Origin of the sequence: Flavobacterium sp., from assembly GCF_025352425.1 — a bacterium.
Lineage (GTDB): Bacteria > Bacteroidota > Bacteroidia > Flavobacteriales > Flavobacteriaceae > Flavobacterium.
Map to the genome: position 1 here is coordinate 100,263 of NZ_JANXTI010000031.1, position 14,396 is coordinate 114,658.

A 14,396-nucleotide genomic window follows, 5' to 3' on the forward strand; every position below is an offset into this window, starting at 1 on the left:
GATTAACAGCTAACTAGTAACAGAGAACGGATAACTGATTAAGGTACCTCGATTTCGTTTACGATTTTGTTGATGATGTCAACAGAAGTAATGTTTTCCGCTTCCGCTTCATAAGTAACTCCAATCCTGTGACGTAATACATCGTGAACCACGGCACGAACGTCTTCAGGAATTACATAACCTCGACGTTTAATGAAGGCATAACATTTGGCTGCGACCGCCAAATTGATGCTACCACGTGGCGAAGCTCCAAAACCGATAAGTGGTTTTAAACTTTCGAGCTTGTATTTTTCGGGATTACGAGTAGCAAAAACGATATCTAAAATATATTTTTCGATTTTTTCATCCATGTACACTTCGCGAACGGCTTCTTGTGCTTTAAGAATTTGTTCAACAGAAACTACAGCATTTACTTTTTCATAAGCACCTTTTAAATTCTGACGTATAACCAATCTTTCTTCATCCATTTTTGGATAATCGATAACAGTTTTCAGCATAAAACGATCGACTTGCGCTTCCGGTAAAGGATACGTTCCTTCCTGCTCAATTGGATTTTGTGTTGCCAAAACTAAAAATGGCCTGTCTAATTTAAAAGTAGTGTCTCCAATAGTCACTTGTTTTTCCTGCATCGCTTCAAGCAAAGCAGATTGTACTTTTGCCGGCGCACGGTTAATCTCATCGGCAAGAATGAAGTTGGCGAAAATTGGTCCTTTCTTAATAGAAAATTCGTTGGCTTTGATATTGTAAATCATCGTTCCTACAACATCTGCCGGCAATAAATCGGGTGTAAACTGAATACGGCTGAAGCTTCCGTGAACTGCCTGTGACAGAGTATTTATGGCTAAGGTTTTCGCCAGACCCGGAACGCCTTCCAGCAAAATATGTCCCTGGCCTAAAAGTCCAATTAACAATCGTTCAATCATGTGTTTTTGGCCAACAATGACTTTATTCATCTCCATAGTAAGCAAGTCAATAAAAGCACTTTCTCTTTCAATTTTTTCATTAATTGCTCTAATGTCTAAAGCAGTACCATTTTCTTCCATAGTTAACTCTATTTATTCTAATGTGTGACGGTTATAATTTTAACATTTCAAAAGTGAAAATTTAATCCCTTACGAGATGTTAACAATGCGTTAAAACTTTACAAAACATCCCTATTTTAAGGATGATTTATGATTTTCTTTTTATAATTTTAAGACCTAATCTATTTTCGGGATTTTTCATGTAGAAAATAATTAGATTTTCAAAGACTAAATAAATGAAAACGAACTTATCGCCTATTATTGCCGGAACTATGAATTGGGGCGTTTGGGATAAAAACCTCTCGACTTCAGAAATGGAGCATCTGATCCACATTTGTATAGAAAATCAAATCAGCAGTTTTGACCATGCCGATATTTATGGAAATTATACTACCGAATCTGATTTTGGAAAAGCTTTTAAGCAAAGCGGTATCGACAGAAAGCAAGTTGAGTTTATTTCTAAATGTGGAATTCAACACGTAAATGGCCGAGATAATGCTGTTAAACATTATGATTACTCAAAAGACTATATCATTTGGTCGGTTGAGAATTCATTAAAAAATTTGCAGACTGATTATTTGGATGTTTTACTGTTGCATCGCCCAAGTCCGTTGATGGTTGCTGATGAAATTGCAGAAGCAGTAACTAAATTAAAAAAAGAAGGCAAAATTATTGATTTTGGAGTTTCAAATTTTATGTCCTCGCAAACGGAATTAATTCGCCAAAAAACAGAAGTTGATTATAATCAGATACAATTTTCCGCAACGCATCATGAGGCAATGTTAGATGGAAGTTTAGATTATATGCAGTTGCACACTATTAGACCAATGTCTTGGAATCCGTTAGGAACCGTTTTCAGGGAAGATAATGAACAAACGAGAAGGCTGAAAAAACTATTGGCACAATTGGTAGATAAATATCATTTAGGTTCAGATACTATTTTGTTAGCTTGGATTTTAAAACATCCTGCGAAAATTATTCCGGTTGCCGGAACAGTAAATATTGCGCGAATCCAAGCATTGATGAAAGCCGTTGAAATGAATTTAGACCAATTGGATTGGTTTGCCATTTGGACAGAAAGCATGGGGAATAAGGTTCCGTAAAAGATTGTAATTTAGCCAAATGATTAACAAGCGTCTTCTAATAAAAAACCTCTTGGCTCACAATGATGAGTGTAGTTTTTATGATAAGAAGCGTCAACTAAATTTACATACCAAAGAAGGAAAAGCTAAGTTTTTGAAACATATATGTGCTTTGTCTAACTCCAATCCTTCTAATAATTCTTATATTGTTGTTGGTGTTGAAGATCAGGACAATGAAATCCTTGGTGACGACTTTTTCGACGATAGCAGAATCCAGAATCTGGTAAATGCTTATTTGGAAAATCCACCAAAAATCCAATATGAAAATGTGCCTTTTCCGAATTTGCCAAAAGACAGGGTTGTTGGCTTGGTCACGATAAAACCAAAACACAAAGCTTCTCTTTTTAAGAAAAATATTCATACTATTTTGGCCAATACGGTTTTTGTGAGAGTAGGAAGCAACTCAATGCCTACGGAAGAAAAAATCCCGTATTCTAAACTTAATATTGAAACCGTTATCAGTATTGAAAACAGTTCAAGAAACAGTATTGCCTATACATTGGATGGTGTGATTGATTTTATGAATAATCGTCACAAAGACATGACATCAAAGTATAATGTCTTTAAGGAATTGTTTGTAATTTGCTGGGCAGGAGTTCCGAAAAAAATCCGAGACACAACATATCTCTCTCGCGTGGATATTGAATTGATAAACGAACAAGTTAAACTTTTTTATTCGGCACACGATGTTGTCTCTATTAGTTATGACGAACAAAGCTTTACTATTATTGAGCACGTGCCACTTGGGCTGAACGATAAAACCAGTTATTATCCGTTGGAACAATTGACTATTCATTTTTTTGATAATGGGTATTATAAAATGGAAACCAAACTGCTTTTTGAGCCGCCAGCGTATAATAAGAAAATGCTCCATCATATTTATAACGCCAATATTGCAATGGTCAATAAACTAGAAAAAGGATTGCCGCTTAGCGAACGCGAAGAAAAAGATTTGGAAAATTTACCTTCTACTTTGATGATTTGTTATCTTAATGGTTTTACTGATGCAAAGCAAAAACTTATCGATGTAAAACTTTTGCTAAAAGCACAAAAAAACGCAACGGTTTATCTAAGTTTTAAGGAAGCCATGCGAATATTGAGAAAAATGAAATATGATAGAAACAATGCATAGAAAACTAGTAATAGGCGATATCCACGGCGGATTAAAGGCTGTACATCAAATTATAGAAAGAGCTAAAGTCACCAAAGATGACACGTTGATTTTTCTTGGAGATTATGTTGATGGTTGGAGCGAATCGCCACAGGTTTTAGACTTTTTAATCAAATTAAAAAAAACGAATAACTGCATTTTCATCCGTGGAAATCACGATGAATTACTTTTGGATTGGTTAACGAATGACAATAAAAACATTGATGAAGGAATGTGGTACAAACACGGCGGCGAAGCTACAGTTATGGCTTATGCCAGCTTTTCATGTGAGAAAAGACAATTACACATGGAATTTCTTAGACAGTTAAAAGATTATTATCTGGACGAAAATAACCGATTATTCATCCACGCCGGTTTTACCAACATGAATGGTGTTGAACATGAATATTTTCCAAAAATGTTTTATTGGGACAGATCACTTTGGGAAACCGCTTTGGCATTAGACGGATCCATTCCGAAAGACAGCATACATTATCCCCAAAGGCTAACATTATACAACGAGATTTACATTGGCCACACACCCGTAACCAAAATAAATGAAACGGTTCCAATCCAAAAGGCGTGTTTGTGGAATATGGATACTGGCGCAGCTTTCACGGGACCACTGACCATTATGGATGTTGATTCAAAAGAGTTTTGGCAGAGCGATCCATTGAAGGATTTGTATTTTAATGAAAAAGGAAGGAATTAATTTGACTATTTTTGTAAAAAAAAAATAAAACAAGATGAAAAAACTAATTACAGTCGTTGCAATTATCACGGTAAGTATGATAAATGCGCAGGCATACAAAGGAAAAGGTGATATCAAGGCGCAGGTAGGCTTAAACATTCAGGATCACGGAACCGGAATAAATGTTGGAGCAGATTTTGGTTTAGGAGAAAACATGTCCTACGGATTTGTTGCTTCCTATTTGCTTTCAGTGCAAGAAGTTGCTGGATTTAAACCGGATTTTGCAGATAGAGCCGACGCAAAAATACGTTTCAACGCCAATTTAGGAAGTGTGTTTAAATTGGATAAAAAGATGGATATCTATCCAGGATTGAATTTAGGGACAAGAAATTTTGGAGCGCATTTAGGTTTCAGGTATTTCTTTACAGAAGGTTTCGGAATGTATACTGAAGCCGGAATTCCGCTAGCAAAATACGATTCAAATGTTCAAGGGTTTGAAGAATACAATAATCAATTTGTATTTCAGATAGGAGCCTCTTTCAATTTATAGAAATGAGTGTTATCGACCAAAGATTAAACGAAAGAAGCGGTTCCAAATGTGAGTTGTGTGGTGCCACAGAAGACTTAAGAATTCATTTAACCAAAGAAGAATCCATATCTTTAGACAACTCGGTTTTGGTATGTACCACTTGCAAAAACCAGATAGAAAACACGACACCAACCGATGCCAATCATTGGCGATGCCTTAGCGACAGTATGTGGAATGAAAACAAACCGGTACAAGTTGTAGCGTGGCGCATGCTTAACCGATTACGTGGAGAAGGTTGGCCTCAGGATTTGCTTGACATGATGTATCTTGATGAAGAAACCTTAATTTGGGCAGGTGCAACCGGCGAAGGTGAAGATGAGGATGGCAAGATTGTACATAAAGACGGGAATGGCAATATTCTTAAAGATGGTGATTCCGTTGTTTTGATTAAAGATTTAGATGTCAAAGGAGCAAACTTTACCGCAAAACGAGGAGCGGCAGTTCATAACATTAAATTGGTTTGGGATAACGTCGAACAAATTGAAGGAAGAGTCGAAGGACAACATATTGTCATTTTGACGCAGTATGTAAAGAAGACGAAATAGGAAATTCACAATAAAAAAAGCGTCCCGATTTGAGACGCTTTTTTTATGATTAATTCGAATGCAAATCTACAGTTAATGATTGCGGAATTACATGACAAACATTTGCCGTTACTACAATTGGTGATGAAGTATAGGTTTGATAACCCTCTTTTGTTATTGTAATAATGTATGTTCCGGTTCTTTCTCCGGCTCCTGCAAAGGAATATTCTAACCCCGGAATGAGGTGTAAGTTTTCATGATAACCATCATCTGTCGCTTCGACAGTAACACCTTCTACCAACGGATTTCCCGTTGTGGCGTCGAGAACAACCACATTTAATCCGTAAACAAAATCTTGTGTACAAACAATTTGGTTATCATCGTTTTCACAAGTTGATGCCAATAAGAATGGTGTACACAATACAAATAAGAATAATTTCTTCATAACTTTTGAGTTTAGTTTTTTGATTAGATATGAAATAGCTCATAAAGTTGCGTAAAAAAACCGACTAAAATTTAGTCGGTTTAATTTTTTATAAAAAAGGTTGAATTACAAATCAAATTTAATTCCCTGAGCTAATGGCAGGCTGGTAGTATAATTTATTGTATTGGTTTGTCTTCTCATATATACTTTCCAGGCATCTGAACCGGATTCACGACCACCGCCGGTTTCTTTTTCGCCACCAAAAGCGCCGCCAATTTCAGCTCCGGATGTTCCGATGTTTACATTCGCTATTCCGCAATCAGAACCTGCTACAGATAAAAAGGCTTCCGCTTCGCGAAGGTTGTTTGTCATAATTGCTGATGATAAACCTTGTGCTACGCCGTTTTGAACGTCGATAGCATTTGTAACATCTCCCGAATATTTTAATAAATATAAAACTGGTGCAAATGTTTCGTGCTGAACGATTTCAAATGAATTTTTAGCTTCTGCGATTGCTGGTTTTACATAGCAGCCGCTTTCGTAACCATCACCAGAAAGAACGCCGCCTTCAACCAAAATTTTACCACCTTCGGCAACAACTTTTGTCAAGGCGTTGTTATACATTTCAACTGCGTGTTTGTCGATAAGCGGTCCAACGTGATTGTTTTGGTCTAATGGATTCCCAATTCGCAGTTGACCATAAGCACCAACAATAGCATCTCTTACTTTGTCGTAAATACTTTCATGAATAATCAATCTACGGGTTGAGGTACAACGCTGACCTGCGGTTCCGACAGCTCCGAAAACAGCTCCGATTACAGTCATTTTGATATCCGCATCCGGAGTTACAATGATGGCGTTGTTTCCACCAAGTTCCAATAGCGATTTTCCTAAACGAGCCGCACAAGCCTGGGCTACAATTTTTCCCATTCGGGTGGAACCAGTTGCAGAAACCAAGGGAATTCGTTTGTCGTGAGTCATCAATTCACCCACTTTATAATCGCCATTGATTAAACAGGAAATTCCTTCCGGAAGATTGTTTTCTTTCAATACTTCGGCTATAATATTTTGACATGCAATTCCGCATAACGGAGTTTTTTCAGATGGTTTCCAAACGCAAACATCGCCACAAATCCATGCTAATGCTGTGTTCCATGCCCAAACGGCAACGGGAAAGTTAAAAGCTGAAATGATTCCCACAACTCCCATTGGGTGATATTGCTCGTACATTCTGTGTCCGGGACGTTCCGAGTGCATTGTCAATCCGTGCAATTGACGCGAAAGACCAACAGCAAAATCGCAGATGTCAATCATTTCCTGAACTTCGCCGTAACCTTCCTGCAATGATTTTCCCATTTCATAGGAAACCAATTTTCCAAGTGGTTCTTTTTTCTCACGTAATTTTTGTCCAAACTGACGCACGATTTCTCCACGTTGCGGCGCTGGCATGAGTTTAAAAGTTTTAAAAGCTTCGGTTGCAGATTGCATTACTTTTTCATAATCGGCAGCAGTGGACGCTTTTACTTTTCCGATTAATTGTCCGTCTACAGGCGAGTATGATTCGAAAGTTTCTCCGTTTGAAAACCAATTATTTCCTGTTGAAGTTCCTTCGTTTATAGCTTTTACCCCAAGAGTTTCAAGCGCTTCGGTCATGCCGAATTGTTGGGCTATTGTTGAATGTGTTATTGTTGACATTGTATTATGTAATTAAATTTTTGACAAAAGTAAATCTTTATTTTGAATTTTAGCCCAGATGGGAACGGCATCCTTTTATTGTTTTGTAGAAATGCCCTTCGACTGCGCTCAGGGTGACAAAACAATAAAAGATATAGTGAACAGCTGGAAATAGCTCCTAATTATTTTGCTGTAAACCGTGAATCACTTTCCATTTCCGTTCCGCATTTCTCGCACGTTCTTAAATCTTTGGAATTATAGAAATGTTCGAAATGATGCAGAAAATCTTTTTCGATATCGGTTAGCGGGAAATAGACTTCATAGAGTTTGTTGTTACAGTTGTCGCAAAACCAAAGCAAGCCATCTTTTGCATTTGTGCCGGCGCGTTTTAATTCGATAACCAATCCGATTGAACCTTCACTTCTATTGGGAGAATGTGGCGTTTTTGCCGGATGCAGATACATATCACCAGCGGATAGTTTCATGGCTTTCTTTTCGCCATTGTCCTGAACATACACAGTAATTTCACCTTCCAGTTGGTAGAACAATTCTTCGGTTTCGTTATAGTGATAGTCTTTCCGCGCATTTGGACCCGCAACAATCATAACAATATAATCGTTGGAATCAACGTAGATGTTTTTATTGCCAACTGGTGGTTTTAGGAAATGACGGTTTTCGTCAATCCACTTGTTGAGGTTGAATGGTTTTTGAATTGCCATGGAGAAATTGTTTTAATTTAGCCTCGCTCCGTTCGCTACGCTCGGGTTACATAATTCGACCAAAAGGTCTCGGGTCACGAAATTAGTAAAATAAAAAAGGTTAGCGCGAACTAACCTTTTTTATTATTGTTTTTACTTTATTTCCTTAATCAAATAAACATACACCGGAAAGTGGTCACTAAATCCGATTTCGGTGGCTCCATGTCTTAAAGGATAGCCTTTATATTGGCCGACTGTAGTTATCATAAAAGGTTTGTTGTAAACTCCCGCTTTCCAATAGCGATAGGAAGAAAAATCTTTTTTGAGTAAAGTTTCCGACAGCATTATTTGGTCAAAAATATCGCCGGCATCTCTGTAAAACAACGAAGCATTCCCTTCTTTTGCCATTTGTTCGAAAGGATTGTAAACACCAAATTCTTTTACTTCTTCTTTTTTCCGTTTAGCTCCGACACCTTCTTTTACACTTTTATTATAAGTTCCGTCGTTCAAATCTCCCATGTTGATGATTTTGGCGTTCGGGTTTACCTTGTATATAGAGTCCATTATTTTTCGGTCTAATCTTCCTGCGGCTTCACGAAAAGGAGAACTTTTTTTCTCACCACCAGATCGTGATGGCCAGTGATTTACCATTACATTAATTTCTTCGCCATCCAAAAATCCGGTTACTAATAGAATATCTCTTGTGTAAACTCTGTCTAAGTTTTTATCAATTTCAGATTTATCATCAGAGGCATCGTCTTTGTCATTTTTTTCTTTTGCTTTATTGTTTAGTTGATTTCTATAAATCAAAAGAGGGATATTTTTAAAGCTTGTCGGTCTGAAATGTTTTTTCTGGTATAACAAGGCAACATCAATTCCTCTTTTATCTGGAGAATCAAAGTGTACGATACCATAATCTTTTCCAATAAGGGCAGGTTCTTTGATTAAATCTTCTAGAACACCTCTGTTTTCAATTTCAGCGCCACCAATTAGCGTAGGAGAATTATTGGGATTGTCAGTTGAGCCAATCTCTGACAAAACTCTCGCGAGGTTGTGTAATTTTTGTTTGTACTTTTTTGAAGTCCAGTTTTGAGCTCCGTTTGGCAACCATTCTTCATCGTTGTTTGCTTCGTTAATAGTATCAAACAAATTTTCAAAGTTATAGAACGCAACCGTATGCACGATGTACTTTTTTGCTTGTGCATTTGTCCCTGAGATTGCGAATAAAACAAAGAAAAGGACGATTAATTTTTTAATTCTCATAAAAGTTATTATTAATTTAATATCAAGTTTTTACAAACTTCGAGCCAAATGTATATAATATTATTAAAAGATGTACATTTGTCGGCTGTTAAGTTTCCACTTTGGGCTTAACGTAAGGAAAAATTAATTTAATATTATTTATGAAAAAACTTGTTATTAGTACATTATTCGTAATGCAAGTGCTTTTTGTTTTCGCACAAACAACAACAGGGATAACCGGAAAAGTTGTTGATTCAAAAAGCCAGAAACCATTACAAAGTGTAGTTGCGGCCATTCAGAACACCAGTTTAACAGTGCTAACAGATGCTAATGGTGTATTTACTTTCAAAGATGCTCCCAAAGGAAGTCAATTAGTTCAAATTAAAAGTACCGGATTTAAAGACCAACTGTTATCAGTTGATGTTGAAGATGGGAAAATGTTAGATTTAGGAGTTGTTGTTTTAGAGGAAGATATTACTTCAGAACAGCAATTAAGTTTAATTACAATTACAGAAAATGATTTAGGTGATGACAATAGTGGTTCTGAAAGTACTTCAGGATTACTTCAAGCTTCAAGAGATGCTTTTCAGCAAGCTGCGGCTTTCAATTGGGGTCAGGCTCGTTTTAGAGTAAGAGGACTTGATAATGAGTATGGAACTACCATGATTAATGGCGTTACCATGAATAAAATTTATGACGGAAGACCACAATGGTCAAACTGGGGTGGCTTAAATGACGCAACAAGAAATCAAGAGTTTACCACAGGTTCAGGACCTTCTGATTATACTTTTGGCGGAATCCTCGGAACACAGGAAATCAATACAAGAGCTTCTATATATAGAAAAGGTTCTAGAATTTCGTTTTCCGGAACAAATACAAACTATAGCTGGAGAACGATGGCAACTCATGCTTCGGGAATGAGTACAAGCGGATGGGCTTTTGTAGTTTCTGCTTCTGGCCGTTGGGCTAAGGAAGGTTACTTTGAAGGAACAGATTATGATGCTAAAGCTTTGTTTGCCAGCGTTGAGAAAAAATTCAACGATCATCATTCCTTGAACTTTACCTCTATTTATTCTGAAAATAGTCGTGGTAAAAGTTCTCCAAATACCGCTGAAATTACTCGATTAGCCGGCGTTAAATACAATTCTTATTGGGGTTGGCAAGATGGTAAAAAAAGAAATTCGAGAGATAAAGAAGTTAACGAGCCTATTTTGATGTTGACACATTATTGGAAAATGTCTGATAAGACTAATCTGAATACAAGTGTTGCCCATCAATTTGGTAAAATTGGCAATAGCCGTTTAGCTTATCAAGGGGTTAATAATCCAGACCCAACCTATTACAGAAACTTACCGAGTTATTACACTTCTGCTTACAATCCTGATGATTACACCGATTTTCTGGGCGATGACCCTGCAAATGTAGCAGCTGGTATTAGTGCAGCTTCAAACTTCTTGGCACACAAACAAATTGACTGGGATAATTTATATAACACAAATAGAGGTTCATCTGATGGTCACAGTGCTTACATATTATATGAAGACAGAACAGATGATAAAGTTTGGACAGCTAACTCAGTCCTAAACTCACAATTGGCGGATAATATTAATATGAATGCCGGTGTGACTTTTAGAAATTTAAAATCTCACAATTTCGCTAGTGTTTTAGATTTATTAGGAGGTCAATATTTTGATGATAAAAATTATTTTACAAATACTGCCGATCAACAACAATCTGATTTAAATAATCCAAACAGAACCGTTGTAGTTGGTGATAAATTGGCATACAACTATAATTTATCAGCCAATACTATTGATGCTTTTACTCAATTTAAATTTACCTATAAGAAAGTAGATTTTTATTTGGCAGAATCATTTACAAGAACCCAATACCAAAGAGAAGGATTATATAAAAATGGAGTATATCCAACAAATTCTTTCGGAAAAAGTAATACATATCTTTATGAAAACTTTGGCTTCAAAGGTGGATTAACGTATAAAATTTCTGGTAAACAATTCCTAAATTTCAATGCTGCCTACATGACTAAAGCGCCGTCATTGAGAAATGTTTTTCCTAATGCACGTATCAATGATAATATTTCAGTGGGACTTCAATCAGAAAACGTTACAAGTGGAGATGCAAGTTATATCATAAAAGCACCAAAATTCAAATCAAGATTAACAGCTTATTATTCTAACATTAAAAAAGGAACAGAAACTTCATTCTTTTACGGAGAAGGAGTTTTCTTGGATGATGGTGGTGATGGTGGAGATGCTTTTGTCGCAGAAACACTTTCAAATGTTGAAAAACAAAACATTGGTTTAGAATTAGGCATGGAATATCAAATTACATCAACAATTAAATTATCTCTTTCGGGTGCCTATGGAGAGAATACCTATAATAATAATCCAGATGTATCATTAAATAACGATAATTTAGCAACTCCAACGAATACTAATCCTGTAGCTGATTTTGGACAAGCGCATTTAAAAGGATATAGACTAGGCGGTGGTCCACAGACTGCAGCTTCATTCGGAATTGAATATAGAGATCCAAAATTCTGGTGGATTGGCGCGAATGCGAATTACATTGCAGATAATTATTTGAATATATCATCTTTGTTAAGAACAGATAATTTCTATAGAAATCCTTTAGATTTAGAAGGATTATCTTTCCCGGAAATTACACCGGAAAGAGCAAAAGAATTATTGACACAAGAAAAGTTTGATGATTTCTATTTACTAAACGTAACCGGTGGTAAATCTTGGAAAGTAGGAAAGCAAACCTTTGGTTTCTTTGCGAGCATCAACAACGTTTTAGATGTTACCTACAAAACAGGCGGATTTGAACAATCAAGAAAAGCTAATTTCAGAGAAGTTAATCAGGATGTTTCCAGCGGAACTCCCGCTTTTGCTCCTAAATATTTCTACGGTTATGGTAGAACTTATTTCCTAAATTTATATATTAATTTTTAAATTATATTGTTATGAAAATTTATAAAAAAATTGTACTTGTGTTTGTGGCATTATTGCCATTTACAGGTTGTTCACCAGAAAATGACATTAAAATTGGTCAGTCCACTGACTATACTTTTTTCGAAGAGTTTTTGGGTAACACAGCAGATGGTAATGTAATTAACATTACGGGTTGGACTAACTATGCTCAAACGGGCACGGTAGCATGGATTGAAGGTATTTATAGCGGATCAAAATATGCGGAGTTCAGTGCATATCAATCTGGTCAAGCGTCTAATATTGCTTGGTTAATTTCACCTGCAATAAATATGGATACAAAAGATCACGAAACATTGGTCTTTGATGTTGCTCAGGCTTACGTTTCTTCGCCTTCTAACTCAATTGAGTTATTAATTTCAACTGATTACGATGGTACAAATGTATTGGCGGCTAATTGGCAACCTGTATCATTTACAACGCCACCATTAAATTATGATACTAATTTTACTTTTTTTAGTTCAGGATTAGTTGATTTATCCAGTTATACTGGAAATATTTACATTGCGTTCAGATGTAAAGGTTCAGGTACAAATAGTACCCTTGATGGAACTTATGAATTGGATAACATTAGAATTTTTGACAAAAAATAAATCATAAAAAACTATGAAAAATATAATTTTAAAATCAGGCTTATTGTTAACTTTAGTAATCGGACTTTTCACGAGCTGTGCATCAGACGATCACTATACTACACCAGAGAATACTTTGGTTACGTATGAATTAATTTCTACAAGAACTGTGGCTTCTGTTAATTCTGCCGCAACATCAACACCCGTTCAGTTTGCTACTCCCGATATCATCGAGGCTTATGTGACGTCAAGTGATGAAAAAGGTACATTCTATAAATCTATCTCGTTCCAAACTATTCCAACCGATGGTTCAGATCCAATTGGATTCAGTGTGCCTATAAACGTGACAACATTGTATGGAAAAGGGTTCATACCGGGAAGAAAAGTTTACATTCAACTAAATGGATTATATGCTGCTATTGTTTATGGCTCTTTACAAATAGGATCGTTATATAATGGAACTATTGGAAGAATTTCTGAGTTTGAATGGCAAGACCATTTATTCCCATCAGCAACAGTTGTTCCCGAAAGCGATATGCTTAGAACATTTAGTTTAGCAGCTGCTTATACTGATGCTAACCAAAACACCTTGATAGAATTAGATGGCGTTCAATTTTCGGATTCATCAATAGGCAGAACGTATTATGACATTGATTCTGGCGGAGGTGCCACAAATCACATGTTATCTTCTACAGCAGGTGGAGCTGAAAGAATTATCCGTTTCAGCAGTTTTGCCCCTTTCGCATACAATAAGGTGCCTACTAATAGTGGTAAAATTAGAGGGGTTGTAACAAAATATGACACCGATTTTCAATTCATAGTTAGATATGAACATGATATTAAATTGACTGCACCTCGTTTTGATTCAAATCCACCGGTAGGAGGAACCGCATTAGTGTACTCAGGAACAGTAAATGAACCTTTTACTTCATATAACGTTGGCACTACCGTTTTTCCAAAATACATTAACGATCCAGTAGTTGGAAGCAGATTGTGGCAGCTTAAAACTTTTAGTGGTAACAAATATATAGAAATGAGTGGTTTTGCGGGATCTGGAAATCCTGGAGTTCCGGCTAAAGTATTGTTTTTTGTGCCTGTTGATTTCACTGCCGCAAACAACTTCACATTTAAAAAAGAAATTCGATATAATGCAGGTGCAGCTTTAAATGTTTATTATGTAACTGCAGCTAATTATACACCGGGTTCTCCTGTAAATATGAGTTCTTTTGTTAATATTACATCAAATTTTACTATTAATTACCCAGCAATAGGCTCTTCAGAAAATTCATTTTCTTCTCCTGGAACCTATCCAATTCCTGCAAGTTTAACTGGTAATGGATATTTTGTTTTTGAATATGTTGGAACAACAACCGTTACGACGACAGTTCAGCTTGACGATATCGTTATCAATTAGTATTCGTAAAATACAGCTTATAAAAAGAAAGGTCCCGATTTATCGGGACTCTTTTTTGTTTAAACTTGTCATTCTTCCATCACTAGAAACACCATTTTAGCAACTGTATAAAATGGGCTATATAGCAACTTATTTTTGTTAGGAGAAACACATACAGAATTCAGATTTATGGTGTCAAATTAAGTTTTAAAACAGACTAAAAGCCTTGTTTTCACACGTTGAATCTACTTTGTTACATTCGGC

Annotated in this window: 13 protein-coding genes; 8 read left to right on the forward strand and 5 right to left on the reverse strand. The window is 36.2% G+C overall.

From position 1 onward, the window contains the following. Nucleotides 1–38 precede the first annotated feature (38 nt). Nucleotides 39–1,043, reverse strand: coding sequence for a MoxR family ATPase (locus Q0Q99_RS04380; protein ID WP_293892004.1), 1,005 nt, complete (start codon nt 1,041–1,043; stop codon nt 39–41). A 215-nt stretch (nt 1,044–1,258) separates the two neighbouring features. Between Q0Q99_RS04380 and Q0Q99_RS04385 the strand changes: the two genes are divergently transcribed. From Q0Q99_RS04385 to Q0Q99_RS04405, 5 genes are read left to right on the forward strand one after another with little or no spacing between them, the layout of a single operon-like run. Beyond that, a complete protein-coding gene (locus Q0Q99_RS04385; protein WP_293892007.1) occupies nt 1,259–2,125 on the forward strand; it encodes an aldo/keto reductase in 867 nt (288 codons plus the stop codon). A 19-nt stretch (nt 2,126–2,144) separates the two neighbouring features. Then, a complete protein-coding gene (locus tag Q0Q99_RS04390) occupies nt 2,145–3,296 on the forward strand; it encodes an ATP-binding protein (protein ID WP_293892010.1) in 1,152 nt (383 codons plus the stop codon). Beyond that, nucleotides 3,289–4,026, forward strand: coding sequence for a metallophosphoesterase family protein (locus Q0Q99_RS04395; RefSeq protein ID WP_293892013.1), 738 nt, complete (start codon nt 3,289–3,291; stop codon nt 4,024–4,026). The genes Q0Q99_RS04390 and Q0Q99_RS04395 overlap by 8 nt, the downstream gene beginning before the upstream one ends. Before the next feature lie 34 nt (nt 4,027–4,060). Next, on the forward strand, nt 4,061–4,555 hold the full coding sequence (locus Q0Q99_RS04400) for a DUF6646 family protein (protein WP_293892017.1): 495 nt from the start codon (nt 4,061–4,063) through the stop codon (nt 4,553–4,555). 2 nt (nt 4,556–4,557) lie between these two features. Further along, nucleotides 4,558–5,139, forward strand: a complete 582-nt coding sequence (locus Q0Q99_RS04405; RefSeq protein WP_293892020.1) for an alkylphosphonate utilization protein — start codon at nt 4,558–4,560, stop codon at nt 5,137–5,139. Nucleotides 5,140–5,188: 49 nt separating this feature from the next. On the opposite strand, the gene Q0Q99_RS04410 is transcribed toward Q0Q99_RS04405, so the two are convergent. From Q0Q99_RS04410 to Q0Q99_RS04425, 4 genes are all read right to left on the reverse strand, one after another. After that, a complete protein-coding gene (locus tag Q0Q99_RS04410) occupies nt 5,189–5,563 on the reverse strand; it encodes a carboxypeptidase-like regulatory domain-containing protein (protein WP_293892023.1) in 375 nt (124 codons plus the stop codon). A gap of 105 nt (nt 5,564–5,668) precedes the next feature. Next, a complete protein-coding gene (locus tag Q0Q99_RS04415) occupies nt 5,669–7,237 on the reverse strand; it encodes an aldehyde dehydrogenase family protein (protein WP_293892026.1) in 1,569 nt (522 codons plus the stop codon). Nucleotides 7,238–7,398: 161 nt separating this feature from the next. Continuing rightward, nucleotides 7,399–7,935 carry a 3-hydroxyanthranilate 3,4-dioxygenase gene (locus Q0Q99_RS04420; protein WP_293892029.1) on the reverse strand — a complete coding sequence of 179 codons (537 nt, stop codon included), beginning with the start codon at nt 7,933–7,935 and terminating at the stop codon, nt 7,399–7,401. 132 nt (nt 7,936–8,067) lie between these two features. Further along, nucleotides 8,068–9,177: an endonuclease/exonuclease/phosphatase family protein gene (locus Q0Q99_RS04425; protein ID WP_293892032.1), complete on the reverse strand. Its 1,110-nt coding sequence runs from the start codon at nt 9,175–9,177 to the stop codon at nt 8,068–8,070. A gap of 140 nt (nt 9,178–9,317) precedes the next feature. Here Q0Q99_RS04425 and Q0Q99_RS04430 point away from each other — a divergent pair, with 140 nt between their 5' ends. Genes Q0Q99_RS04430 through Q0Q99_RS04440 form a run of 3 tightly spaced genes read left to right on the forward strand, consistent with a single transcriptional unit; the run spans nt 9,318 to nt 14,153 of the window. After that, nucleotides 9,318–12,131, forward strand: a complete 2,814-nt coding sequence (locus tag Q0Q99_RS04430) for a carboxypeptidase-like regulatory domain-containing protein (RefSeq protein ID WP_293892035.1) — start codon at nt 9,318–9,320, stop codon at nt 12,129–12,131. Nucleotides 12,132–12,142: 11 nt separating this feature from the next. Then, a complete protein-coding gene (locus Q0Q99_RS04435; protein ID WP_293892038.1) occupies nt 12,143–12,760 on the forward strand; it encodes a choice-of-anchor J domain-containing protein in 618 nt (205 codons plus the stop codon). 13 nt (nt 12,761–12,773) lie between these two features. Then, complete coding sequence (locus Q0Q99_RS04440; protein ID WP_293892041.1) at nt 12,774–14,153, forward strand: DUF5689 domain-containing protein; 1,380 nt, start codon at nt 12,774–12,776, stop codon at nt 14,151–14,153. The last annotated feature ends 243 nt before the right edge of the window (nt 14,154–14,396 follow it).